15 protein-coding genes are annotated in these 26,245 nt (G+C 46.8%); 9 read left to right on the forward strand and 6 right to left on the reverse strand.

What is annotated here, in order from left to right; genetic code table 11:
- Positions 1–31: 31 nt before the first annotated feature.
- The 9 genes from M1K58_RS13035 (at position 32) to pepT (ending at position 12,751) form a co-directional block, all read left to right on the forward strand.
- Complete coding sequence (locus M1K58_RS13035) at positions 32–2,332, forward strand: helix-turn-helix domain-containing protein (protein WP_256759292.1); 2,301 nt, start codon at positions 32–34, stop codon at positions 2,330–2,332.
- A gap of 197 nt (positions 2,333–2,529) precedes the next feature.
- On the forward strand, positions 2,530–3,402 hold the full coding sequence (locus M1K58_RS13040; protein ID WP_256759293.1) for an ABC transporter permease: 873 nt from the start codon (positions 2,530–2,532) through the stop codon (positions 3,400–3,402).
- A gap of 14 nt (positions 3,403–3,416) precedes the next feature.
- Positions 3,417–4,313 (forward strand): carbohydrate ABC transporter permease, encoded by an 897-nt coding sequence (locus tag M1K58_RS13045; protein ID WP_256759294.1) that lies wholly within the window; start codon positions 3,417–3,419, stop codon positions 4,311–4,313.
- Between the two features lie 31 nt (positions 4,314–4,344).
- Positions 4,345–6,012, forward strand: a complete 1,668-nt coding sequence (locus M1K58_RS13050; RefSeq protein WP_256759295.1) for an ABC transporter substrate-binding protein — start codon at positions 4,345–4,347, stop codon at positions 6,010–6,012.
- 83 nt (positions 6,013–6,095) lie between these two features.
- Complete coding sequence (locus M1K58_RS13055) at positions 6,096–7,370, forward strand: alpha-L-fucosidase (protein WP_256759296.1); 1,275 nt, start codon at positions 6,096–6,098, stop codon at positions 7,368–7,370.
- On the forward strand, positions 7,370–8,416 hold the full coding sequence (locus M1K58_RS13060) for an asparaginase (RefSeq protein ID WP_256759297.1): 1,047 nt from the start codon (positions 7,370–7,372) through the stop codon (positions 8,414–8,416). Before M1K58_RS13055 ends, M1K58_RS13060 begins: the two co-directional genes overlap by 1 nt.
- Before the next feature lie 11 nt (positions 8,417–8,427).
- Positions 8,428–9,963: a dipeptidase PepV gene (gene pepV, locus M1K58_RS13065; protein WP_256759298.1), complete on the forward strand. Its 1,536-nt coding sequence runs from the start codon at positions 8,428–8,430 to the stop codon at positions 9,961–9,963.
- 7 nt (positions 9,964–9,970) lie between these two features.
- Positions 9,971–11,434, forward strand: coding sequence for a leucyl aminopeptidase family protein (locus tag M1K58_RS13070; RefSeq protein WP_256759299.1), 1,464 nt, complete (start codon positions 9,971–9,973; stop codon positions 11,432–11,434).
- Between the two features lie 78 nt (positions 11,435–11,512).
- Complete coding sequence (gene pepT / locus M1K58_RS13075) at positions 11,513–12,751, forward strand: peptidase T (protein WP_256759300.1); 1,239 nt, start codon at positions 11,513–11,515, stop codon at positions 12,749–12,751.
- Here the strand turns inward: pepT and M1K58_RS13080 are convergent.
- From M1K58_RS13080 to M1K58_RS13105, 6 genes are all read right to left on the reverse strand, one after another.
- Complete coding sequence (locus M1K58_RS13080) at positions 12,720–13,046, reverse strand: MGMT family protein (RefSeq protein WP_256759301.1); 327 nt, start codon at positions 13,044–13,046, stop codon at positions 12,720–12,722. The genes pepT and M1K58_RS13080 overlap by 32 nt on opposite strands.
- A 65-nt stretch (positions 13,047–13,111) precedes the next feature.
- Positions 13,112–14,062 (reverse strand): helix-turn-helix transcriptional regulator, encoded by a 951-nt coding sequence (locus M1K58_RS13085; protein WP_256759302.1) that lies wholly within the window; start codon positions 14,060–14,062, stop codon positions 13,112–13,114.
- A complete protein-coding gene (locus M1K58_RS13090) occupies positions 14,059–14,598 on the reverse strand; it encodes a DinB family protein (protein ID WP_256759303.1) in 540 nt (179 codons plus the stop codon). Before M1K58_RS13090 ends, M1K58_RS13085 begins: the two co-directional genes overlap by 4 nt.
- Before the next feature lie 92 nt (positions 14,599–14,690).
- Complete coding sequence (locus M1K58_RS13095) at positions 14,691–19,445, reverse strand: S-layer homology domain-containing protein (protein ID WP_256759304.1); 4,755 nt, start codon at positions 19,443–19,445, stop codon at positions 14,691–14,693.
- Between the two features lie 254 nt (positions 19,446–19,699).
- Positions 19,700–24,724, reverse strand: a complete 5,025-nt coding sequence (locus M1K58_RS13100) for an S-layer homology domain-containing protein (protein WP_256759305.1) — start codon at positions 24,722–24,724, stop codon at positions 19,700–19,702.
- Positions 24,725–24,789: 65 nt separating this feature from the next.
- Entirely contained in the window at positions 24,790–26,127 is a 1,338-nt protein-coding gene (locus tag M1K58_RS13105) for an ABC transporter substrate-binding protein (RefSeq protein WP_256759306.1), read from the reverse strand.
- Positions 26,128–26,245: the final 118 nt, after the last annotated feature.

Here is a 26,245-nt window from a genome sequence, read left to right on the forward strand (position 1 = left end):
CGCCAGATTCAGTCATCAAGGAGAGGTTCACATGTTAAAAGAAGACCGCGGAAGCATTAAGGTTTGGATCCACTTCTTCATTCCATACGCAATATTGCTTGCTGGGTTTCTGATCGTAGGCTTATACGCTTACGATAAAACCTCTTCTTTAGTTGAAACCCATTCCAAGGAAACGGCTTATGCAGTCATGGAGCAAACCAAGGAAATTATGGATCGCCGCTTCGATGAATTGGAGACGATATCCAAGCAAGTGGCTAACAATACGAAGGTCCAATCTTTTCAATATGTGGACAAACCCTTTTACGGGACGAACCCCGCTCGAATCCTTGAGCTGAAGAAGGATTTGTTTGACTATTCCCTATCGAACCACTTTATTTTGGAGTATTACATCGCATATCCGAAAAGTGAAGTGGTCGTCTCCCCCAGTAAATCTTTTTCACTCCGGCAATTTTACGACCTGGAGTTCCATTACAATGACCAATCCTACGAGGAATGGTTAATAAATCTGACGAATCCGATACGTACGAAGTCTTTCCACCCCGGTCAACCGGCTACCTTCAAGTCAAAAAGACATTCCATAGTAACCTACATGCAGCCTTTCGGCACGAAGGAACGATCGGGTATTGTTCTTATGCTCATCGACAACACTCAAATTCAAAGCCTGCTTCAGAAGCTTGATTCAAGCAATGGCGGTTTCGCGATCATTACAGATGGCAAAGGTGAAATCATCAGCCGTACAGGGACTCAAACCGACATTGATTGGGCGACAAACCTAAAGGATGGATTCACCCCGCTCAAAATTGACGATAAGAATATGCTCGTAACGAAAACGACATCCCGTTATAACGGTTGGACGTATTTATCCGCGCAGCCTGAAGCCTATGTACTTGGGAAGGTGCTCTATTTTAAACAGCTCATACTCTCGATTATTATCATTAGCTTGATTGCCGGTCTTCTGGCAGCCATGTTGTTCTCCTATCGCAACAGCCGTCCGTTATGGACGCTTCTTCGCGTACTGCCTTCTCAGCGATTGGGCATGGAAGCCGGCTCAAACCGTAATGCTTGGGATTACGTACGTTCTTCCGTAACGAATCTCATTCATAGCAATGATTATTTATCAGAAAAGATGGAGCAGCAAGTCCCCCTTATAAGGAGTGGATTCTACGACCGTCTGCTTAGAGGCCATTATTTGTCCAATAAAGATATCGCAGTTGCTATGGAGCATTCCCGCCAAGCGTGGGAGGGCGATTACTTCGCTGTAGGGATTCTAGTCATTGTCGGTTACGACGGTACTTATAACGAAGAAATGCTAACTGAGCTCGATCTTCGAAAAATTGCGATAAGAGATATCATTAATAAAGCTTATGGCCGAACCATCTCGACACATGATCTCGGGGAAAACCAGATCGGTCTGCTCATGAATGGTGACTCTGAATCGACCACCACTTTCTTGAAGGAAATCGAGCTTAACCTTAAGGAGCTTCATGACCGACTAGCTTATTCGTTGAACGTTCTAACATACATGCCTGTCGGAGGCTGCTATCTTCAGATGACGGAAATAAGCCGCTCTTATGAGGAAGCACGAATGCTGCTGCATAGAGAGAGCTGGTCTGAAGAGCGTCCTATTATTTTTCATGATGACGAGAGCTCCGCGCTTCCCGCTTACTATTATCCGCCAGACGTTGAACTCCGTCTTATTAATTTAGTGAAATCCGGTAGCTTACCGGAAACGGAAGCATTACTAGAACAAATTCGGGAGAACAATCTTCAACAAAATAACCTTCCAGCTGCAGTATGCAAAATTCTTGTTAACGAAATGACGGGAACGCTGCTGAAGTGCTGCGAGCAATCCGGTGCCAATACCGACCGGCAGAGCGAGGAAGTCGAAGCGGCCCTACTCGCTTCCGAGTCCGGGCGTTCGCCAAAGGTCGCTTTCGAGCAGCTTACGACTGCCTTCTTGCAATTGTGCCGCAAGCAATTTGATCGTAAGAAAAGCCATAACAAACAATTAAAGGACGAGCTTGTCCGTCATTTGGAAGAGCAATATATGCAAACTGAGCTGAGTCTGACTATGCTTGCCGACCAATTCAACACTTCAGAAGCTTATGTTTCCTATTTTTTCAAAGAACAAACCGGTGTCAACTTCTCAGATTACTTAGAATCCATCCGTATGACTCACGCCAAAAGAATGCTAATCGAGAGCGATATGCCCATTAGTGAAATCTCTTCTTGGGTCGGTTATTATTCCTTAAACTCGTTCAGCCGAGCCTTCAAAAGAGCCAACGGCCTTAGTGCCACGGAGTTTCGTAGAAATTCGCGTAATACTATCTAAACAAATGAATAGTCCATGAATACGGAATAATAGCGCTTACAAGCCCATTCTAGAATTATGCATAACTCATGAATTTGTCAGATTTACGAAACCGTTTACATCCCCCATACTTCGACTTACCGGCCGGATTACACCAAGTCAGACCCGAGGGGGGATCGTAGCTGAAAACTTTGATCGATGTTAGGAAAGGTTGGCAATTGTACGCTCTGTTTGCTTTACCGCTGCTCTATATCATCATCTTTAAGTACGTGCCGATGTTCGGTAGCGTTATCGCATTCAAGCAATTCACTGCTACAAAAGGCATATTAGGAAGCCCGTGGGTAGGATTCGCACATTTTGAGCGCTTCTTTCATTCCTATGATTTCTGGCGTTTGTTGAAAAACACACTATCTATTAGCATCTATACGCTAGTAGCCAGTTTTCCATTTCCAATCATGCTGGCATTAGGATTGAATTACGTTAAGAACGAGCGTTTCAAAAAAACGGTGCAGATGGTTACCTACGCGCCATATTTCATCTCATTGGTCGTAGTCGTAGGGTTACTATTCCAGTTTCTTGACCCTCGGAAAGGTATTGTCAATGTCATCCTTGGTTGGTTCGGCGTAGATGCTATCAACTTCATGGGAGAAGCATCGATGTTTCAATCGATCTACGTCTGGTCCCATGTATGGCAGAATGTCGGTTTTGCCTGCATCATCTATTTAGCAGCCCTTGCGGGTATCGATCCATCGCTTCATGAGGCAGCTGTTATGGATGGTGCGAACAAGCTACAGCGCATGCGCCATATCGATATTCCTGGTATTATGCCGATTGCCATTATTCTATTGATCCTCAACACAGGACAAATTATGGAAACCGGATTCGAGAAAATCCTTATTATGCAGAACCCGCTGAACCTACGGGCATCCGAGGTTATCGACACCTATGTCTATAAGGTTGGGCTTGTTTCCCAGGCGCTTAACTTTTCTTATGCGACCGCCATTGGACTGTTCAAAGCCGCCATCGGATTTATTCTGCTCATCGTCGTTAACCAGACCGCTAAGAAGGTCGGGCAGGAGAGCCTATGGTAGGAGGGACAAAAAAAATGAAACGATCCATCATTCGAGAGTCGGGCAGCGATCGCGCATTCACCATCGTAAACTACGTAATGCTATCCATTATTCTTATCGTTGTTCTGTATCCACTCATCTATGTCGTCAGCGCTTCCTTCAGTTCTAGCTATGCCGTACTATCTGGCAAGGTGTGGCTGTGGCCCGTTGATCCTTCACTAGATGGCTACAAGGCCGTATTTAAGAACAAAAATATAGTTACTGGGTTCCAGAATACGTTCATCTATACGATAGCCGGGACAATAATCAATGTCATCATGACCATATTAGCCGCGTATCCAATGTCTCGCAAAGACTTCCGGGGGCGTAATACGTTCATGCTGCTATTCGTATTCACGATGATGTTCAGTGGGGGCCTCATACCGACTTACCTCGTCATCAAGGACCTTCATATGATTAACACCATCTGGGCGATGTTGATTCCAACTGCCTTATCCGTATGGAATGTCATTATTATGCGAACTTATTTCCAGACGACTATTCCTGATGAGCTCCTAGAGGCATCACAGCTAGATGGCTGCAACGATTTCCGCTTTCTATTAAAGATCGTTATCCCGTTGTCGGGACCGATTGTGGCGGTTATTGCACTGTTCTACGCAGTTGGACACTGGAACCAATATTTTAACGCCATGATTTATTTGAAGGATCCACAATTATATCCATTACAGCTCATTCTCAGAGATATTCTCGTCCAGAATGAAGTCAAAGTGGATATGTTAGGCGACTTGAAGACAGCTGCTGCCCGCCAAGGACTTCGCGAGCTGTTGAAATACTCTCTCATCGTCGTATCTTCTGTACCTTTGCTTATTATTTACCCGTTTGTTCAGAAGTTTTTTGTAAAAGGCGTCATGGTTGGATCTATTAAAGGCTAAATCACTTTGCAAACACTACTGGAGGGTCTATATGAAAAAGTCATTGCTTACCCTAGCGTCTGTAATTATGCTTTCGACAGTTCTATCTGCTTGCTCTAGCTCTAACAAAGATAATAATGCTTCTTCCAGCGCTGCTGCGGGAAACGCAGCCGAGAGCTTGCTAACAGAGCCAGGAACCTACCCGATCACGAAGGAAAAAGTTACGCTTAAAGTCATGGTCCGCGGTAATCCGATCGTCGAAGATCTTGCGACCAATGAATTTACAAAATGGTATGAAGAAAAAACAAACGTCCATATCGAATGGGAAGTCGTTCCTGAGCAAAGCATGCAAGAAAAGCTCAACCTTGTTCTAGCTAGTGGAGATTATCCGGACGTGCTTCTCGGAATGAACGTCTCCCCTGCTCAAGAAATGATTTACGGCACTGAGGGTGTTTTCTTACCTTTGAACGATCTAATCGAGAAACAAGGAACGCAAACGAAGAAGCTGTTCTCAGACAGACCAGAAATTAAAAATGCGATTACTGCACCAGGCGGTAACATTTACTCCTTGCCAGAGGTTAATGAGTGCTACCACTGTGTGTATAGCCAGAAGATGTGGATTTACGAGCCTTGGCTACAAAAGCTGAATCTGCAAATGCCGACAACAACTGATGAATTTTACAATGTACTGAAAGCCTTCAAGACACAAGATCCTAACGGCAACGGTAAAGCTGACGAAATCCCATTGTCTATCTCACCAAAATCGTGGAGATCCTCCATCGATGCATTCCTAATGAACTCATTCGTATATAACCCTATGTACGGTACAACCAAGCATCTGTTCGTCCAGGATGGCAAGATGGATGTTTCCTTCAACAAGCCAGAATGGAAAGAAGGCTTGAAGTTTATGAACAAGCTTTACTCCGAAGGCCTTCTTGCTCCAGAATCCTTTACACAGGACGACAACCAACTCATGCAGCTTGGCGAAAATCCTGAAACTGTTATTCTTGGCGCTTCCACTGGTGGACACCAAGGGGTATTCACACAATTGCTTGGAGAAAGCGGACGTTGGAATGAGTATAAGACCGTTCCTGTATTGAAAGGGCCTGCAGGTATTCAATATGCACCGGCTGACGCAACTCCATTGACGACTGGCTCGTTCCTTATTACTAATAAAGCAAAAAACCCTGAAATCGCACTTCGTTGGGCAGATGGATTGTACGAGTATGAGCACACCTTGCGCAGTAACTATGGACGTCCAGGCGAAGAATGGCGTGAGGCTACTGAAGGTGAAATCGGTATTAACGGTGAACCTGCGAAATGGTCCGAGCTCAAATCCTTCGGAGAAATACAGAACGTGAACTGGGCACAAACAGGTCCTTCACTTCGTTCTCACGATTTCCGTCTAAGTGCAGTTAGTAAAGGCGATGACGATCTCGAAGTGATCTTGTACAACGAAACGAAAAACAATTACTTGCCATACAAAGCAGCAAACATTCAAACCGTTCCCCCATTGTTCATGACGAACGAGCAAGCGACTGAGGTAGCTGATCTTTCTAAGACGATTAACGATTACGTTGACGAAATGCTTGCGCGCTTCGTTATCGGCGATGCGAATATCGATAAAGAATGGGATACCTATGTTAAGACGCTTGAAAGCATGAACATTAAGCAACTGATCAATGTATATCAAGTCGCTTATGACGCGCAAAACAAATAATTAAGTTATGGAGGACCCGTTACGTTCTTGGAACGGGTCCTTTCCATTCATCTAGGATACCTACACATTGGAGGCTACTAAATATGAGTACTAGAGAAGAGAGAACACGTTTATTTTTACAAAATCGGTACGGCATGTTCATTCATTGGGGCTTATATTCGATATCCGCTAGAGGGGAATGGATGCGGGGTAACGAAAAAATGACTTACGAGCAATACAAAGTCTATTTCGACGAATTCGATGCATCTAGATATGATCCTAAGGCTTGGGCACGAGCGGCTAAGGCAGCCGGACAGAAGTATGCTGTCCTGACGACGAAGCACCATGACGGATTCTGTTTGTTCGATACCAAGCTTACAGATTTCAAGGCAACGAACACACCAGCCGGACGCGATCTTATTCGGGAATATGTTGATGCTTTCCGCGAGGAAGGCATATCCGTCGGCCTCTACTATTCGATCATCGACTGGAATCACGACGACTATCCGGGATATGGTGACCGAATTCATCCCGAACGCGATCTTGAGTCGGCTAAGGATAAACCGATCGACTTCGATCGCTACTTGGAATATATGCACGGACAAGTTCGCGAGCTGCTTACGAACTATGGCAAGATCGATATTATGTGGTTTGATTTCTCCTACGACAAGATGACCGGAGAGAAGTGGAAAGCGACAGAGCTCATCCGTATGATTCGCTCCATTCAGCCGGATATTATTATTGATAATCGACTTGGCGGAAATATTCGCGCAGCAGAACCAGAGGAATACGCGGGTGACTTCTTCTCCCCTGAGCAGATTATCCCACCAGGTGGAATCGTGGACGCCAATGGCGTTTCTATTCCATGGGAAGCTTGTATTACCTTAAACGATAACTGGGGATATCATTCTGGCGACAATGCCTACAAATCTCCGCAGCAAGTCATCCGTACTTTGGTCGAATGCGTAAGCAAGAATGGAAATTTGCTGCTTAACGTAGGTCCAGATGGCAAAGGCGAAATGACCCGCGACTCCCTTGACGTATTGGCAGAGGTTGGCGAATGGCTACGTCTGAACGGCGACAGTATTTACGGCTGTGGCGCATCCGAATTGGCGAAGCCGGAATGGGGACGCTATACTCAGAAGGGCAAGAAGCTCTATGCTCATGTATTCGACCGTGGAGTCGGACCCATCTATTTTGCAGGCTTGAAAGGTAAAATCAAGAAAGCTCGTCTACTGAAAGACGGTACTGAGCTAAAGGTTGAGTTGCCTTGGATGGCGGAGGAATACTCGGATATCGATAGCGGCGCATTCATTACCTTGAAGGGTGCAAAGCTACCGGATGAAAGAGACACGGTAATCGAGCTGGAGCTACTATAATGATGGCAGATAATAAAAAAGACCTAACGGATATTGGACTTACGAATGGCGCGGAGCCCCTTGTTTTAGAGTATCGTGGCGGTCATTTGGAAAATGTGCATTATGGTCATGTATGTGGAGTAAATGACTCCGGAGATACCGCTTATCAGTACGGTAATCCGGAATGGATTACGTTCATGCGTTCCGCGGCTAAGCCGATTCAAGCCATCCCTTTCTTCCTAGAGGGATTTGACGAGAAGCTTGGCTTTACCTCCGAGGAAAAAGCGATTATGATGGCATCACATCGTGCTCTTCCCTATCATGTTGAAGCCTTGGAGAGCATGTTAAGTAAACTGGGCTTGGACGAGCAATCGCTCGTCTGCAAGCCTACCTATCCATTAGATGCAGAGGCCCGTGATGTGCTAGTCGCTGAACACAAGCCGCAACGGCGAATTTACCACAATTGCTCAGGCAAGCACCTCGGTGTACTCGCCTATTGTATTGGAATGGGACATTCTTTGGACGATTACTATTCAGCAGATCATCCTGCACAGAAACGGATTGCCCAAATCGCGGCTGAGTTATCGGAATGTCCCGTTGAGGAGATTAGAATAGGCACGGATGGCTGCGGCTTCCCCGTATTCGGTATGCCACTCAAGAACATGGCATTAGCATTCCTGAAGCTGGCATGCCCTGATCTGATTGAAGACAAACAGCTAAAGCAAGCCGTCGAGAAGGTGACGGCTCTCATGAATACGTATCCGAAAATGATCTCTGCAGACTATCTCATTTGTCCTAATCTTCTAATGGATGACAATATTGTCGCCAAAGGTGGGGCTAAAGGGATTTACTGCTTCGCTCTGAAGAAAGAGCGTTTGGCATTCGCTTTGAAAGTCGTTGATGGCTCCGAGGACGAGTGGCCAATCGCCGTTGCTTCAATTCTTGAGCAAATCGGTTATCCCAACAAGGATACGATCGCACGTATGTATAAGATCGGCTCTCCTGAGATACGGAATGATAACGGTCTAGTCATCGGAGAAAATCGCAGCGTATTCACACTACGTTAGGAGTGGGAAATATGAAAGACATCGATTGGAGCTCCGAAGTCACGCGACGGCAAGACGCGCTTATGCGCGATTTGTCGTCGCTCCTTGCTATTCCAAGCGTTAAGGATGTAGCAACAATAGCGCCTGGTATGCCCCTTGGCGTTGAATCTGCTCGTGCTCTGGCTTATATGCTGGATTTGGCCAAGCGTGAAGGGTTGCATACCGCCACTATTGATGGAATCGTCGGTTATGCAGAATATAAGAGCACTGAATATGAGGAGAAGACAGAAGTAGCGCCGGAAACGGCGGAAGAATTGCAGGACGACTACATTGCCGTTCTGTGCCACGTGGATGTCGTCCCCGCCAGCGGTGAATGGACCTCTCCTCCCTTCGAGCCAACGATTCGCGATGGCAAGCTCTATGCGCGTGGTACGATTGACGACAAAGGTCCGGCTATTGCCGCATTATATGGACTTCTCATTGTGAAGGAGCTTGGATTGCCGCTCCGCCACCGTGTCCGGCTCATCGTTGGAACCGATGAGGAAACCGGAATGAATTGCATGGAGGCTTACAACCGTCATGAGCATCCACCCTTAGCCGGGTTCACTCCGGATGCAGACTTTCCAATCGTCCATGCCGAGAAGGGACAAGTTAACTCCCGGATGACTTTGAATTTGCAGCGCTTGGGAGATGGCGATCAACTCGTTGACCCTAACCAAGATTTCTTTAAGCTGCAATCCTTCCAATCCGGAACCGCTGAGAATATGGTTCCAGATTTAGCGGAAGCCGTAATTCATGCGACTGCTCCTCGATTAGAGACCTTAAGCACCTCCTTCAAGTCTTATTGTGCTAATAAGGGGCTTGTAGGCGAGATCGTATTCGACTCGAATGAGCAGAATGCTGACACTGCTATACTCCGCATGGAAGGCAAATCCACTCACGGAATGGCTCCGGAAACGGGCAATAACGCGGGTCTACGTTTGATGGAATTTCTATATGAGCATTCTTTTACCGGCAACGATGAGCATTTTATTAAAGGAGCGGTTGAGTTACTAGCCGGGGACACATCAGGGGAAGCACTCGGAATCGCATGCAGCGATGAGGTAATGGGGCCACTAACCGTTAATGTCGGATTACTCCGATATGAACCGCTTAACGGAGAAGCCTTCTTCCATTTGAACATTCGCTTTCCGGCTTGTACGAACGGAGAAATCATCGTCTCGACAATGGAGTCACGAATTGGGGGATATGGCTTTGGGTTAACACCCCCGACGTTAAAGCCTTCCCATCAGGTCCCAGCAGATCATCCGATGATTACGACACTTCAAGCGATTTACACAGAGCAAACCGGACAAGAAGCAACACTTCTCTCGACCGGCGGCGGTACTTATGCCTGCAAGCTGGCGGGCTGCGTCGCATTCGGACCGTTATTCCCTGGCGAATTAGACACTGCTCATCAGGCGGATGAATTCATTGCTATCGACAGCCTAATGAAGGCAACCGCGCTATATGCAAGAGCGATCTATGAGTTAGCGAATTTGGATTATCCTGAACAGATAGCGAGATGAGAAATACATGAACATAACAATAACTGGACGCGATAGTGATACCGTGGCCGTGGATAATGCTGAGATCATTCTCCACCTCGTTATGGATGGAGAGGATACACTGTCTAAGCTCGACTTCGAGCTTAAACCCGCAATGACTTCTATAGGAAAAATCACATTCTTGTATGGCGTACGAGGTGAACAGCATCGTGCGCTTGTCGGTCTTGGCACTCTAGCTAAGCTCGATGTCGAACAGCTACGCCGAGCCGCTGGTTGTGCAGCCCGCGCGATCAGTCGGGAAGGCTACCGCTCTGCTGCTGTTCATCTAAATCTCTCTACAAATGTGGAGAGGGTAACACCTGAATCGCTTGTCGAAGCATGGGTGGAAGGCTGGCTCCTCGGGGGTTATACCTTTGATAAATACAAGCAGCATCCACGGGAACAGGTCATCGATAAATTACTTCTCATTAGCGAGAGCAACGATCCTCAATCGTTTAACCCGTTGATTGCGCGGTCAGTAAGTCGTGCGGAAAGCACTATGCTCGCAAGAGATTGGTGCAACGAACCAGCCAATGTGATGACCCCTTCACATTTGGTCGAGCAAGTACAACAATTGTTCGCTGAGCGAAATGTCGAGACAAGGGTTTTTCAAGGTGAAGAGCTTGTGCACTTTGGAATGAATGGTCTTCTCGCTGTTGGACAAGGCAGTCGCCACCAACCGGCACTCGTAGAACTTACATATGTGACAGATCCCTCTTTACCACTGCTCGCCTTAGTTGGCAAAGGGATGACATTTGATATGGGCGGCATGAACATGAAGACGGGACGAGATCTTAGTGAGGCTCGCTTCGATATGGGCGGAGCTTGTGCGGTCATCGGAGCATTGGATTATCTGGTCTGTAACGAAGCTCGCGCCAATGTTGTCGCCCTCATCGCAATCGCAGATAATGTTCCAGGATCAGGGGCGCTCCTCCCCTCCTCTACTGTTCGATATGCGAATGGATTAACCGTCCAAGTTAGCAACACCGATGCCGAAGGCCGGCTTATTCTAGCCGACGCTCTGCTTCATGCAGAGCGTCTAGGTGCGGATGAGATCATTGATATCGCAACGTTAACAGGGAGCGTTGGACATGCCCTTGGTCTTCGGGTAGCTGGTGTATGGGGGGATCGTAGCTGTACAGAGAAGCTACATAGCCTAGGCGAGCTTAATGGAGATCGGGTATGGCCAATGCCGCTCATTGACGATGATGAGGACCTGTTACGTAGTGATTACGCGGATCTAAGCAACATTAGCTCAAGCGCCTATGGTGGAGCGAACGCGGCCGCACTCTTCCTGCGGAGATTCGTTGACGATTCGATTCGTTGGACACATATCGATATGGCAAACACAGTTCAATCCCCCGCCGACCGAGGATATGAAGCCGCGGGAGCAACAGGATTCGGAGTACGACTGCTCGCCGATTATGTGATTCATTACAGTACGAATAGATAAAGAAGCAGCACACCATAAGCTCTAATTTCATACTCGGCCATATCTTTGGTAAAATAACATCAAGGAGCTGAGTGATACATGAAAACCGAGATTATTAAGAGATTTACGAAATATGTTCAGGTGGATACGCAGTCTAATGAGAGCAGTCAGACCTGTCCGACTACTGAGGGTCAATTAACATTAGGACGCATGCTCGTTGAAGAGTTGCAGCAGATCGGCATGGAAGAAGTCACGATCGACGCCAACGGTTACGTCATGGCCACTCTTCCCTCTAATACAGACAAAGAAGTCCCTACTATCGGTTTTCTAGCCCACTTAGATACTGCTACCGATTTCACAGGCAAAGACGTTAACCCCCAACTCGTCGAAAACTACGACGGTAAGGATATTGTGCTGAACGAGGCTCAGCACATCGTTCTATCTCCACGGGAATTCCCCGAGCTGGTCGACTACACGGGCGAAACCTTGATTACGACGGATGGCACAACCTTACTTGGTGCGGATGACAAAGCGGGTATGACCGAGATTATGACCGCGATGGCTTACTTGATCCAGCATCCGGAGATTAAGCATGGCCGCGTACGAGTGGCTTTCACGCCTGATGAGGAAATCGGAAGAGGACCTCACCGCTTCGATGTGGCTGCTTTTGACGCTAGTTATGCTTATACAATGGATGGCGGGCCTCTAGGCGAGCTCCAATATGAGAGCTTCAACGCTGCCGTTGCGCGAATTACGTGTACAGGTAAGATCGTTCATCCCGGAACAGCTAAGGGGAAAATGGTGAACTCTGCGAAGATCGCGATGGAAATTAACAATAGGTTACCTGCCGAGGAAGCTCCTGAGTACACCGAGAATTACGAAGGGTTCTTTCATCTGATTTCTATTCAGGGTGACGTGGAGGAAACAAAGCTTCACTACATCATTCGGGATTTCGACCGAGAACGGTTTGACGAGAGAAAAGCTGAATTGATCAGCATTGTCGAGGAATTGCAGGAGACTTACGGGGAACAACGGATCTTACTGGAAATTAAAGATCAATATTTCAATATGCGTGAGAAAATCGAACCCGTGATGGAAATCGTCGATATCGCCCACCAAGCGATGGTGAACCTGGACATTAAACCGATCATACGCCCGATCCGCGGCGGTACGGACGGTTCTCAGCTCTCCTATATGGGATTGCCGACTCCGAATATTTTCACGGGTGGCGAGAACTATCATGGTCGATTTGAGTATGTCTCCGTGGATACAATGATCAAGGCGACTAACGTCATTATCGAGATCGTTAAGCTTTTTGAACAGAGATCGGCGGATTAAACCGGTATTCATCGAGGTCAATTCGGCCGTCCAACCCGATTTCGACACCTTCATTTTCTAAGTAAAGCTTCTGCATATAACGCGACTCCTCTTCTTGGATCGCAACCTCACCCTTAATATTCACGACTCTATGCCAAGGCAGGTTATGCTTCGCACTAAGCGAATGCAAAATCCTCACGACCTGCCTGGCCCCTCTTGGGCTCCCCGCACATTCCGCGATTTGACCGTAAGTCATGACAAACCCTTCAGGGATGTTCTTAATAATCTCGACCACTCGCTCCGTAAATGGCTTCATGCATTTTCCCTCCATACTCCAATGGTAAGCTCATTCTAGCACATTTGGTTAAGCATACAATGTGGCTATCGATATTGTTGGCTCACTCGATCGGCTTCCTCTCGAACTCGCAAGCGTAGCGATTCCGGTTCTAGCACTTTAACGTCAGCCCCCCATCCTAGTACCCAATGAAGCACATCTTCAGGCGCACGCACCCTTAGTATGATAAGTAAACCTTCAGAAGTATCTATCATCGATACGATGTAAAAGTTTCTAGACTCCTTCACCCTATCCGCGACAATCGATCTGGCTAGCAGCCGAACCTCTAGATGACGGTCGTCATCAGGGGTGTATTTAGACAGATTAAAATCTGGAGGAAACGTAAACGTCTCTTCCAGAAGACTAACCTGAGTCATCCGCGTAAGGCGAAAGTGGCGAATGTCTTGCCGAAGCTCGCAATACCCGACCAGTATCCACGAACCCTTCACAAGCACTAAACCATAAGGGTGAACCGTCCTGTCACTTTGACGATTTCCATCCTTATCGGGACTCCATCTCGTATATTCGAAGCTAACCTTAAGACCCTCTAATATCGCACACCGAAGCTTATCCATGCCAATACTTTCACGTTCATAATCTTCTTTTCCCGCAGATTTAACCAACTTCATCGTTCCACGAATATGTTCTGCCTCCTTACGAATACCCAGTGGCAGAACTCCTTCGATTTTCTCACGAGCAGATTTAGCTAATTCCCCGTAGTCACGATCAAATGTCTTTTCTATAAAATCTGAACCGATGAGTAATGTCACTGCCTCTTTCACGGAAAAGCTTATCGGCGGCAGGAAGTATCCTTCCATCAAGGAATACCCAGTACCCGGTGTGCCAATAATCGGGACGCCTCCCTCACTAAGAGCTTGAACATCGCGGTAAATGGTTCGCACACTCGTCTCGAACGTGCTTGCCAAATCCTCCGCTCGTTGCATGCCTTTACGCTGGATTTCCAATAGGATCGCTAGCATGCGGTCGGTTTTGTTCATGAGGCTCCAGCGCCTATGGACTGTTGTAGCCGATGCAGTTGCTTCAGATGATGACGGAAATGGAATTCCGCCAGTACAAACCATTCTTGGGCATTCAATGCACCTAGACGAGGATGATTCATCGCTCGTTCCATTGGAATCCCGTTTATGGCTGGCTCGATTTCTTTCATTCGTTGGATGATATTATTGAGGCCTTGTGACAACTCTTCTTTACCGTTTGGTTGCTGCGGCGTATATTGCGGCGAAGGGGGTACAGAGATCTTCACATCGGGGAATCCGTTATTCAGAAACATCGCTTCTCCCGCCTCTGTCTTTGTGCTTGCTACAATTGTATCCGGGTTACCTTCCTTGCAAAGGTCAATATTACGAAGGCTCATATTCTGTGTCGCTTGAATTAAATGAACAACCATTTGCCCAATCGACCAATCATCTTCACTAGGCTTGAGTATAAGCTGATCTTCACTGATCCCCCTCAATTGCTCCAAATAATAAGCGATCGTTTCTTCCAAACATTGCAAGCTATCTCTTGTTTGCATTACCGTCCACCTAACCTTCCTTTGATTTAATTTAACTATACAAAAACGCTACTGACAACAGTATGTCAGTAGCGTTTTCTAAGAATGATAAACTATTTCAGCAAGTTCCAAATCGCCTGAGCCGTTTCTGACCGAGTTACCTTGTCGGACGGGCTAAACAAACCCTCTTTCTTGCCCTTCATTAATCCTGCTTGAATCGCTTGGTCGACTGCTTCTACCGCCCAGCCCGAGACTTTATCTCGATCTTGGTAACCACTCAGCCCCGAATTCCCTGTTGTTAATTCCCGCTTCATATACTCTGAGGCTCTGACAATTAATGTTGCCATCTGCTCACGTGTGATTTGTGCGTTGGGAGCAAACTGTTCATTAGCAACACCTTGAATCAAACCTGCCTCATAAGCTGCTCTAACAGAGTCTGAATACCATGCATTTGAAGCTACGTCCTTGAATGGAGCTGTTGCCGCCGATGCTTTTATATCGAATGCGCGCACAAGCATCGCCGTAAACTCGGCTCTAGTCGTCAGTCCGTTTGGTTTAAAGTTCTCGCTATCCGCACCCGAAACTACATGTTTTGCAGCAAGAGCTTTGATCGCCTGCTCAGCCCAATGTCCAGAAGGTAAGTCGGTGAAGGACTTATTAAATTCCATTACCGCATACTTGCTGAAATGACTAAGCTCTACGGAAATAAGTCCTTTGGCCGAGTCTACGATGCCTCCAACATATTCCCAAACACGTTTTGTTTCATTGTAATAATAAATACCGATAAGCTCAGAGTTCTGCGTACGATCATATGGAAGGATAATACGTACCGGATCGACGAATGAATCAAGCTTCGACGTCTTACCGTTCGCATACTCAATGTACATTTCGAAGATGTACGCATGCGTTCCCGGTTTCAGAGAAGCATCGCCGCTATCTCCAGTCACCTGATTCTGCTTGAGCTTAAGCACGATCGTACCTTGATCTCCAACTGCAGAGCCCGATAGCTTCTTCAATTCCTTCAATACGGATGATGGAATCTCTACCGAGGTCAGACCAGACTGGATGATCAGTGGACGATCTTGTAATTGCTCTATCGCATTAATAGGTAGCTTCAAGCTTTCCATATTCGGCTCTAGCTTGACGATGCCGTTGCCGGATTTCAATTGCTCTTCCGTTACCTTCTGCTCGCTAGTAACTTCTGGATTCGGAACAATTGCACCACCGCCTCCGCTGACACCTCCATTGCTATTGCCATTGCCGTTACCTTCACCATTACCATTACCATTGCCGTTGCCGTTACCATTTCCGTTACCTTCACCATTGCCGTTACCTTGACCATTGCCGTTACCATTACCATTGCCGTTGCCGTTACCTTCGCCATTACCATTGCCGTTACCATTGCCGTTACCGTTGCCATTGCCGTTGCCATTGCCGCCGTCCGTCGAATAATCGGACGTTTGCCATTGCGGTATTGTAGCTTGGATAGCAGAATGGCGTGTCGGTGATCCCGAGAAGTGTGCAAGCCCGCCTGTTAGACCCTGTTCCAAGAACACTACAGATACTGTCGATGCAGTTTCAGTACCATTAATCGGAGTCCATACTCCATTTTTCAAATAGTACCCTGTAAATGAATCTTTGCTCTTCACCAGTTTCAATTGCGTAGGCAGAGCAGTATACACTCCAGACACAGCAATTATCGGTGATCCGCTACCTTCACGAGTTTCCATTCTTAGCTTACCGTCCGGAGCAAGAGTCAAGTTAACCCAAGTCGCGCTATCAGCGTTGGAATCACGCATCATCAGTCCCACACGGCCTTCTGTTCCTGCCGCGACGTTCGGAATTTGATAGCGGTTCACCCCTACGGACAACTCATTGATTTTCGCAGAATCCAATTCCCTGTTCACATAGATGAAATCATTGTTCATCAGCCCTGTTCCAGTTGCTTCTACCTGAAGTGGACCGTATACCGTATTTGCTACGCTCCAAGCCGAACCATAAGTTTTCAACTTCCATGGAGCAAGCAAGGCGTCAACCGCTACCTGGATCGTTGTCGTATCCGAGCCATCTGCCGTCGTTACCTGCACCGTTGCCGTTCCCGGTGCTATACCCGTCATCACACCCGCAGAATCGATGGTCATGATCTCTTCGTTTAAGCTCGTGAACGTTGCTCCTATTATCGGAAGAAGGCTTCCGTTCGATTGCCATGACCCTACACTCAATGTAGAGATTCCACCTACCGTTAAGCTTGCAGGAGTAGCCTGAACATGCAAGCTCGTGTTGGGATTAGCGAGGTAGATTTCTATCTCAGACAATTGGAATGCATAATCATTGTTACTATCTTTTCTCATCTTACTCGCTTCAATCTTGACATAACGTGCATCCACGCTATCAAAAGTAATGGATTGTACTTTACCGTCGTTCGGTATTGGAGCATTGGTTCGTTGGGCTACTTCTGTCCAACTCTGCTTGTCCTTCGAAACGAGAATTCGGTAATCGATCGGAAATCCAGCGCCGATGGAAGTTCCCAAATCATTACGTGGCCATAAGTCTACCTTGCTAACCGGAAGAATACGACCAATATCCACACTGATCCATTCCGTTGGTGCCGGCACCTTAACAGGGTAGCTTGACCATCCCGCGAGGTTGTCGTTTACTTTCGTTCTAGAACCATCAACGGCATTATCCTTAGCCCAACCCCAGTGTCCGATATCTGAGGATACATCCACAGTACGTTTAAGAGCCATATTAAGGAAAGGGCTCGTTGGTGCTTCAACTGCCGGGATAGTTTCAGGTGTTTGTGGCCCGTAATAACCACCATCACCGTTACTCAGAGCATATAATCTTCCTTCTCCCGGTAGGAAGGTCGCATTTAATAGACCAGTCTGTGGATCAAATGCAGCGTTATTTTCTAACCCTGTATCGCTTGAAATTTCTGTTACTACTTTGATCGTCGAATCCAAGGAAAAGCTTAATTCTTTAGACTCCGTGAATGATTTATTAACGATCATGACATAGCTATTGCCGTTCGACTTGTTTACCAAGTGTGAAACGATTAAATTATCCTGCGTATTGAGCGGCTGAAGAAGGAAAGACTGGGGCAAGCTCGGAACTCCCGCAGCCAACTGATTCCCTGTATGATAAACCTGAACAGCATCCAGTTTACCTAAGGTTTGACCTAACATTTTGATCTTTCCGTTAATCTTCTGGAATGCAGGGTATAAATCCGTTTTATTACCTGCTGGGTCGATAATCGCGTTCGTGAATGGCTCACCACGGCCTGATGGCGTCCAGTAAGTAAACCAAACGATGTTTTTAATACCGTAAGCGAGATTGGCGTAGGCCAGAAAATCCATTTCTGAGGCAACTGGTCTTCTTAATGCACCCGGAATACCGATGGATTGCAGGTATGCGGAAGTTTTAATTCCGTAATCCAACCCTGCAGTGCGAATTGTTTCCAGATTCTTGAAATAATCTCCTCTAAACCCGTTATTCTCTTGTAACGGATAATGATCGAAGGATAAGTATTTCATATTTTGCGCGCCAACCTTTTCGATCCACGCACGCACATAATCCCGATCGTAATTGGGAACGGCCCAATTGGGTAACAAATTCACAAAAGGACTATGATCGGGATCGGCAGCAAGTACTTTGTTATGCCTCTCGGCTAGAGCAGATAAATCTCCGATGGACGGCTCATCCCAGAGGTAGTAGCCCCCATTAGCTGGATGATCCATGTAAGCTTGCGCCATCTCCTGAATTTCTCGATCAGTTCCTTTCATCCGAGGATCGGCAATTAAGATTTTCAAACCATTGGCCGCCGCCAAGTCGAGAACCTCTAAGTTCATCTCCTCAGAGTCTAGGCCGGTCCCGTAGACATTCTCGACAAAATCCACGTTGCCTTCCTTGATCACTTTATACTGTTCGTTGTTCGTAAACTCTAAGACAGGAGGCCAGAAAATACCGACATGGACTTCGTCCTTCTCCTGCTCTAATAGCGGCTTAGCCTTCACTACAACATCGAATATACGTTCAACTGTTGCTAGCCCTTTGCTTACGGATGCCGTAAGCGTTAACGCCGCATCCGGTTGACCGACTGCGGGCCGTTGAACAATATCACCATGATTACTGAGAACACTCGGATTTGAGCTTATCCACGCAATGGTCGTCGATTCCTCTCCGAACAAAGGAAGCTTCAAGTTACGAGTGATACCGATGGTATCGCCTAGAACAATCGCATCCTTATCTTTAATGACAGCGTCTTCATCCGTCAGCAAACTTAATGCCTGCATGACTTCGATTTCCTTAAGCTGCATAACGATATCACCATGATTATCTACATGAAGCTTCGTCGCTTCAACCCGAACATACCGAGCATTCGTTTTAGTAAAATCGAACTTTTGTGACAAACCACCGCTTGGATTCGGGTAGCTCGTTTGCGTAGCTACATCGGTCCAGCTGGCTTTATCTGAAGAAACCTGAATCTTAAAATCAACAGGAAAGCCTACCCCTACGAAAGTATTAGCTCCACCGCTGTTGTCACTCCGCGGCCATAGAACGACTTGATGAATCGGGAAGACTGCCCCTAGGTCAATTACAACCCATGTAGGTGATCCTACCGCAGGTTGAACTTTTGCCGGGTTAGACGTCCATCCATTCGGTCCAGGGCCCGATTGTACACCGTCTACTAGATAGTTAACTCCAAAACCACCAGGAGCCTCAATACTAGATGAAGCCGTAACTGTCTTCCCCAGCGCCAAGTTGAACGGCTGCGCATCTGCCGCCGATACCCTACCTATGGGCATCATCGTGAACAGCATACTGAAAACAAGTAACAATGCAAGAGAAGCTTTTTTAGTCTGTTTCATTCATTACCCTCCCATTTCGCATAAAATATAATTGTAACCCCTTTCATATTGTAGATTCTAATAGAGGTTCACTTAAACCATACAAAACACGGATTTAGTTGGTTAAATTCAGAACCTGTCCGTCTTATGGAAGTCATTTACTGGTGATTGGAGCAAGTAATAACGGATTATCCCATTTAGTCGAAATTGTTCGATAAATAAACTAAACGCTACTGACAAGAATGCATCAGTAGCGTTTGGCGTTCTATGATTCCTTATTGCAATAAATTCCAGATGGCTTGAGCCGTTTCCGCGCGGGTAACCTTGTCGGAGGGGCTAAACATGCCCGCTTTCTTACCTTTCATTAATCCTGCTTGAATTGCCTGATCAACCGCTTTCGTCGCCCAGCCCGATACTTTATCACTGTCATGATAACCGCTCAAGCCCGGATTGCCAACAATTAACTCCCGCTTCGCATAATCTGCAGCCCTAACGATTAGCGTTGCCATCTGTTCACGAGTGATTTGTGCGTTAGGATCAAATCGATCAGCGGCTACGCCTTGAATGATACCTGCCTCATAAGCCGCCCGAACGGCGTCAGAATACCATGAATTTGAAGCAATGTCCTTGAAGGGAACGCCTGCCTTTGAGACTGTCAAACCAAAGGAGCGGACAAGCATCGCCGTAAATTCAGCTCGCGTCGTCAGTCCGTCCGGCTTAAAGCTTTCACCATCCGCACCCGAAACGACATGTTTTGCAGCAAGCGCTTTGATCGCCCGCTCAGCCCAATGTCCAGAAGGTAAGTCGGTGAAGGACTTATTAAATTCCATTACCGCATACTTGCTGAAATGACTAAGCTCTACGGAAATAAGTCCTTTGGCTGAGTCTACGATGCCTCCAACATATTCCCAGTCGCGTTTTGTTTCATTGTAATAATAGATTCCGATAAGCTCAGCGTTGTGCGCTGGATCATATGGAAGAACAACGCGCACAGGTTTGACGAAAGAGCTCAATCGAGTTTGGGTACCCCTCTCATTCTCCGCATATAATTCGAGTACGTAACCTGACTCCCCAGCTTTTAATTCGGTATTGTCTGTGTCCGAAGATAATTGAATTCGTTCAAGCTTTACAATAATCCTCTTCGCATCCATTAATTCCTTGCTTGCTTGTTCTCGCAACGCTTTAAGCAATTCAGAAGGAATAGTCACTGAAGCTTGACCAGATTGAATAGTTAAAGCATTCTGAAGCACTCCTGCCGCGTTAATCGGTAAGGACAAGGAGGTGATCCCCGACCCAAGAACCACATTACCTTGGCTACTCTTCAACTGCTCTTCGGTTACATTCTGGATGGCTTTACTTTCCGGGATTGGCGTAACCGACCCGCCGCCATTGCCATTGTTATTATTGACCGGACCCACGGAAGCTGCCGCTACGGCTGTTGTTGCTGAACTGATCGAAGGGTTCCCCGCAAGCCCATGGTTATCCACTGGCGTCACTTCGACCTTAATATACTTTCCTTGGTCACCGGAAAACGGAGTATAAGCTGTACTCGTCGCTCCCTGAATCGCGGTATACGTTCCAGCCAGTGTACTGCTAATGAGCCAACGGTAAGTCGATACCCCTTCTGTATCACCGACATCAGGATCGCTGAAAGTGTGCGTGCCCGTTAATGTCGCGCCCACTTGCGCAGTTCCCGTTATACTTGCCGTTGCGGTTGGCGCATGATTTACCAACTGGTCATCGGTCTGTATCAACTTCAGATCATCCACATATACGGTACCCGATGTCCCTGCCTTCGTGCGAACCGTTACTTGCAGCGATGCTGTCGCCGGATTTAAATGGTCGATAACCGGGACACCGTAAATCTCCCAATCCTTTGTTCCTCCCGTCGTTAATTGACCCATATCAGGAACATATAACCCAATGCGATTGCCTTCATAGTCAAGCTCATCAATCTCCACTTGCACTCCGTCTAAATCCGAAATTCCATCCGTCTTTAACCATAGCGATAAAGCGTATGCTTGCAGCGGATCGACTCGGGTTGCATAACTCCCGATAAAGCTTCCATCCGCATCTGCCGTGATCTTAACACCTGCATTGCCGCTATGCTTGACTTCAGTATCCAGAGTAGCCCCCTGATGATTCGGCCATATGCCTGCTTCGAATCCCGAATTTTTCAGCAGGCTCACCGGTGGAGCCAATACATCGTCTCCATAGCCGCTCGTAATAGAAATACTTCCTATCTGCGGGTACCAGCTAAACTCATTATTTCCTCGAACGACCATCTTCAAATAGTTCATGCCGGGAGGAACGCTTACGGAGGATTTGGTTAGCTTAAACCATCCTCTGTTAGTTTCAACCTTGTCCGAAGTGTTGACCTCGACTTGTGTCCAATCTGCATTATTCGGAGATACGTAAAAATCCACATAATCCGTGCTACCTGTATAGAGTTGAGCGGAAAATTTGGTGATTGCCTCTTTGTGATACACAAGATATTCATCGGTATCCGCCGTTCTCGTCAACCTGCTCTCGTCACCTTCCGCAATGTCGGGATTTGTACTATCCAACCAGATGTTGTTTGATTTCTCCAATACGGCATCAAAGCTTGAAAGTTCATCCCTTAACGTTCCGTAGGCCGGTATATCCGTAAGATTAACATCATCCATCCATACTGTTCCTGAGATCCCCGAAGTTGTTCTGACAATGACCCTTACTCCAGGTGCAGCAATGCGGACTCCTTCAAGATTAAACTGCGTCCATTCCTGCGTCCCTCCGATTTCTATCCGTCCGTTAGGTTCGGTAATCAGACCGATATCATTGCCGTTCGCGTCAACCTGCATCAATTCAATCCGAACGCCTTTCGGATCCGTTATGCCGTCTGTTTTTAACCAGACTGACAAGTCGTGCCTTTGAGCAGGATCTGGCGTGGCAATTGCGCTGGACATCCAGTTGCCGGTAGGCCCCGCTTCGAGTTTCGCACTAGCGTTCCCATAATGTTTGACGCTGGTATCTAGAATGGCTCCGCGCTGCATGTTCCACAAGCCATTCTCGAAACCGCTGTTGTCAATCAGACTATTCCCTTCAGCAGCATCGGATCCATAAGTAATCTTCATCTGTCCTAACTGTGGGTACCAGTTATACTCATTGTTTGCTTTGAATACGACCTTCAAATAATTCATGCCCGATGGTATGCCATCGGATGATTTGGTTACCGTAAACCACTCGTTGCTCGTATTCTTCTTATTGACATCCTTTACAGTTACGGGAGACCAAGTCACATTATCCGGAGATACATAAAAATCGACATAGTCCGTATTACCTGTATATAATTTGGCCTCAAACTTGCTAATTGATGGTTTGTTATAGACGATATACTCATCGGTATCCGACGTTCTCATCAATCTGCTTTCATCGCCGTCAGCGACAGTTATGTTCGACCCGTCGAACCAAAAATTAGCGGATTTCTCGTAGATGTGATCAAAGCTTAATAGTTCATCCGTTAATATCTCGATTGCTGATGTGTCTGTAAGAACAGCTTCATCTGCCCATACTGTCCCCTCTACTCCTGGTAGCGTTTTAACGATAACTCTGATACCTGATGCGGACGTCTGCAAATTCGGTATCTCGTACTTCATCCAGCCTGCTGTTCCGCCGACGGTAACAGATCCCGGATAGAGTCCCACATCGAATCCATTGGCATCTACCTGCATCAGTTCAACCTTTACGCCATTACCCGTAGAAATGTTGTCGGTCTTCAGCCATATGTTGAAGGAATGGCTGTTCTGTCGGCCGATTTTTGCAACCGAGCTCTCTACATAAGCCTGCTCACCCGCAGCTGTAAGCTTTACGCTTTGTCCCTTGCGTCGTATTGCGGTATCCAGTGTCGCTCCCTTATGGTCCGGCCATAGACCATTCTCGAAACCGCCATTCGGAATGACATTGGACTGATCCTTCGTTTCAGTGTAAGTATAGCCCGCGGGAAGCGCATATAATTTGCCTTCGCCCGGGAGAAAATCAGCCGATATCGTATTTTCGCTAGCATTGATCGTTGGAATGACCTCACTGCCTCCGGATACAGCAGAGACTTCTTTGATATCCGCTGCGTTAAGAGTCGGATCCAACTGAAATGTAAGCGCTTTAGAATTGCTGAGCGATTTGTTGACTACCATGACATAGCTTTTCCCGTTATTTGGATTAATGAAATAAGTAAGAATCAAATCATCGCTAGAATTTTGAGGAAGCCAGATAAAATCCTCAGGAACGGACTTCGTCCCCTTCTGAGCAACACCCTGATGATATACATACTTCGCATCCAAATGGATCAACGTGCGTCCAAGGCTTTTCATGTCTGCATTTAATTGCTTCACCGGTTCGTAGAAGTCCGTCTTGTTCCCTTCTTTGTCGATAATTCCATCGACGAACGTTTCGTTCTGGGATTCCGGCGTCCACCAAGTAAACCAGATTGGGTTTTTCACCCCATAGGACAGAAGCGAATAGACGTTATATCGCATTTCGTTCTCATTCGGCCTCCTGTATACGCCAGGAATGCCGAAGGATTGCAAATAGCCAGCCGTTTTGAGATTGTATTTAAGACCTGCTTCTTTGATGTGCTCTAGAGTGACATAATAGTCCTCACTTACGCCCCCGGAAGGAGAATCGGGGAATGGATAAAAATCAAAAGAAAGCAGCTTTAGGTTCGAAGCTCCAACCGCATTGATCCACCCTTCTACATACCCTTTGTAGTTAGGTATCGCCCACGTTTTTGGAAGTAGATTTAACGAGGGGATCCGCTCAGGATCAAGCTGAAGAACCCTATTGTAAGCGATTGCATAATCTTCAAGCTCACTCGGTGTTGGCTCGTCCTTGACGTAGTATCCGTAGGTTGCTGGATGATCCTTGTAATCATTAACCATAGCCGCGAGCTCTTCATCGGTAAGATTCAGGATATTTTTTACGCGATCGTCAGAGACTTGTACTTTCAATCCTCTCGCTTCTGCTAAATCCAACATCGCTAAATTTTTCTCGACGGTATTCAAGTCTGTCGAGGATACGTTCTGGATGTAATCAATCTTAGCCTCCTTAATATAGTCATATTGCTCATCGTTCGTATTTGCCCAAGTAGGAGGCCAGAAGATGCCGATTGGGAAGGTTTCTTCATCCTGGCTACCGTTCGTTTGGATGCCGCTGGCTCTTGCCGGAGTGAATGTGCCTGATAGGATCAGAATGAATGTCAGTAGGGAAAATGTATATTTTTTAGTGTTTTGCCCCCACCTAAGGGTCATTAAAAGTGTATTTTTCATTTACTGTCCTCCACTGATGTAATTTTGAAAGGGAGGGGAATCCCCCTCCCCGTTCCTTCAACTACTTACTTAATCCGTGCAGCATCCGCCCACGCTTTATCCATGTTCTCGAGCATAACCGCTGGCGTGATCACTTTGAGATAAACGCCTTGCGCGGAAGTCATCATTTCCGTGGTGGCAGCGCCGCCATACCGCCATCCTTGATCCAAGAATGGGTAGCTGTGGCCGCTCGCCACGACATCGGCGATTTCCTTAAACGCTTCGTCGATATCGCCGGTTTCGCCATTGATCGTCATGAAGCCTTGCTGACTCTTCGCCCATACCTTCTGATTGTCCGCTTGGCTCCAGAATTCCAAATACTTCTTCGCCGCATCGGCTACCTTGGTATCCTTGTTAATTGCAAAGGTCGTGCCTACTGCAGCAGACGCCACGACATCTTGCCCTGCCGCATTGGACGGCATCGCGAACATGCCTAATTTCAAGTCTGGATTTGTCTTCTTAATTCCAGCTAAAGACCAACTTCCGTCGATGTACATTGCCGCTTTGCCAGTCGCGAAAGCTTTTTGCGCTTGGTCAAGGTTGACGCCCGTGCTCTTCTCTGTCAGGTAGCCTTTATCGTTTAAGGAGAACCATTTGTTAACTGTGTCATCCCATGCTCCTGCGAACGTTGCTGTACCTTCATTCAATTTGGTATCGAAATCAGGTGTCGAGCCGTAGACGAGTGACGGAGCAACGGTGTAGAGCGCAGCTAAAGTCATCCAACCGTCGTTGTTACCGATCGCGATCGGCAACACGCCCGATTGCTTGATCGCTTCCGCTGCAGCAACAAATTCATCCCAGTTTTTAGGAGTGGCCAAGTTCAGCTTCTCAAAAATTTCTTTGTTATAGTACACGCCCATGACGTTCATATCATTCGGAATCGCATAGGTTTTACCTTCTAATGAAGTCGCTTTCAAAGATGCTTCGGAGAAATTAGAAATCCAGGATTCGCCTGCAAGATCTAATAAATATCCGGCTTTGCCATAAGAGATCACATCGGACAGGCCTGGATGCATAAGGATGACGTCTGAAGCATCTCCCGCTGCAAAACGTGTCTTGATGAATTCCTTGAACTGTCCGCCCGGCATTCCTTCATATTTCACTTTAATGCCCGGGTTTTCTTTCATAAACTTCTCGTTCAATTCGGGTATCGCCCCAAGCTCTGTACCTGATTTGTACCCTGTCACCTTTAGTTCTACTACCTCTGCGGGTGAAGCTGACGGTTCTGTGGATTGCGATGCCGGAGCCGTTCCGCTAGCGGGAGCACTAGCCTCTGTAGTCTCATTGTTCTTGCCTCCACAAGCGCTCAGTACCAGAACCAACATCATTGTCATTGCCAACAAACCTAACCCTCTTCTTCTCATTGTATAGCCTCCAGTTGGTTACTTATTTCTTCTTCATCCTAAGAAAAAGAGGCGCTCATGGAAATCACGTAAACTTCTTGTTTCTTCTCTTATTTTCGGAACCTTATGATCAGTAGAA

Source organism: Cohnella sp. WQ 127256 (assembly GCF_024519285.1).
GTDB lineage: Bacteria > Bacillota > Bacilli > Paenibacillales > Paenibacillaceae > Cohnella.

Excerpts from the sequence above, each read along its gene's own strand:
- M1K58_RS13035 (WP_256759292.1), top strand. The coding sequence starts at position 32 with ATGTTAAAAGAAGACCGCGGAAGCATTAAGGTTTGGATCCACTTCTTC.
- M1K58_RS13045 (WP_256759294.1), top strand. The coding sequence starts at position 3,417 with ATGAAACGATCCATCATTCGAGAGTCGGGCAGCGATCGCGCATTCACC.
- M1K58_RS13050 (WP_256759295.1), top strand. The coding sequence starts at position 4,345 with ATGAAAAAGTCATTGCTTACCCTAGCGTCTGTAATTATGCTTTCGACA.
- M1K58_RS13055 (WP_256759296.1), top strand. The coding sequence starts at position 6,096 with ATGAGTACTAGAGAAGAGAGAACACGTTTATTTTTACAAAATCGGTAC.
- M1K58_RS13060 (WP_256759297.1), top strand. The coding sequence starts at position 7,370 with ATGATGGCAGATAATAAAAAAGACCTAACGGATATTGGACTTACGAAT.
- pepV (WP_256759298.1), top strand. The coding sequence starts at position 8,428 with ATGAAAGACATCGATTGGAGCTCCGAAGTCACGCGACGGCAAGACGCG.
- M1K58_RS13070 (WP_256759299.1), top strand. The coding sequence starts at position 9,971 with ATGAACATAACAATAACTGGACGCGATAGTGATACCGTGGCCGTGGAT.
- pepT (WP_256759300.1), top strand. The coding sequence starts at position 11,513 with ATGAAAACCGAGATTATTAAGAGATTTACGAAATATGTTCAGGTGGAT.
- M1K58_RS13080 (WP_256759301.1), bottom strand. The coding sequence starts at position 13,046 with ATGAAGCCATTTACGGAGCGAGTGGTCGAGATTATTAAGAACATCCCT.
- M1K58_RS13085 (WP_256759302.1), bottom strand. The coding sequence starts at position 14,062 with ATGAACAAAACCGACCGCATGCTAGCGATCCTATTGGAAATCCAGCGT.
- M1K58_RS13090 (WP_256759303.1), bottom strand. The coding sequence starts at position 14,598 with ATGCAAACAAGAGATAGCTTGCAATGTTTGGAAGAAACGATCGCTTAT.
- M1K58_RS13095 (WP_256759304.1), bottom strand. The coding sequence starts at position 19,445 with ATGAAACAGACTAAAAAAGCTTCTCTTGCATTGTTACTTGTTTTCAGT.
- M1K58_RS13100 (WP_256759305.1), bottom strand. The coding sequence starts at position 24,724 with ATGAAAAATACACTTTTAATGACCCTTAGGTGGGGGCAAAACACTAAA.
- M1K58_RS13105 (WP_256759306.1), bottom strand. The coding sequence starts at position 26,127 with ATGAGAAGAAGAGGGTTAGGTTTGTTGGCAATGACAATGATGTTGGTT.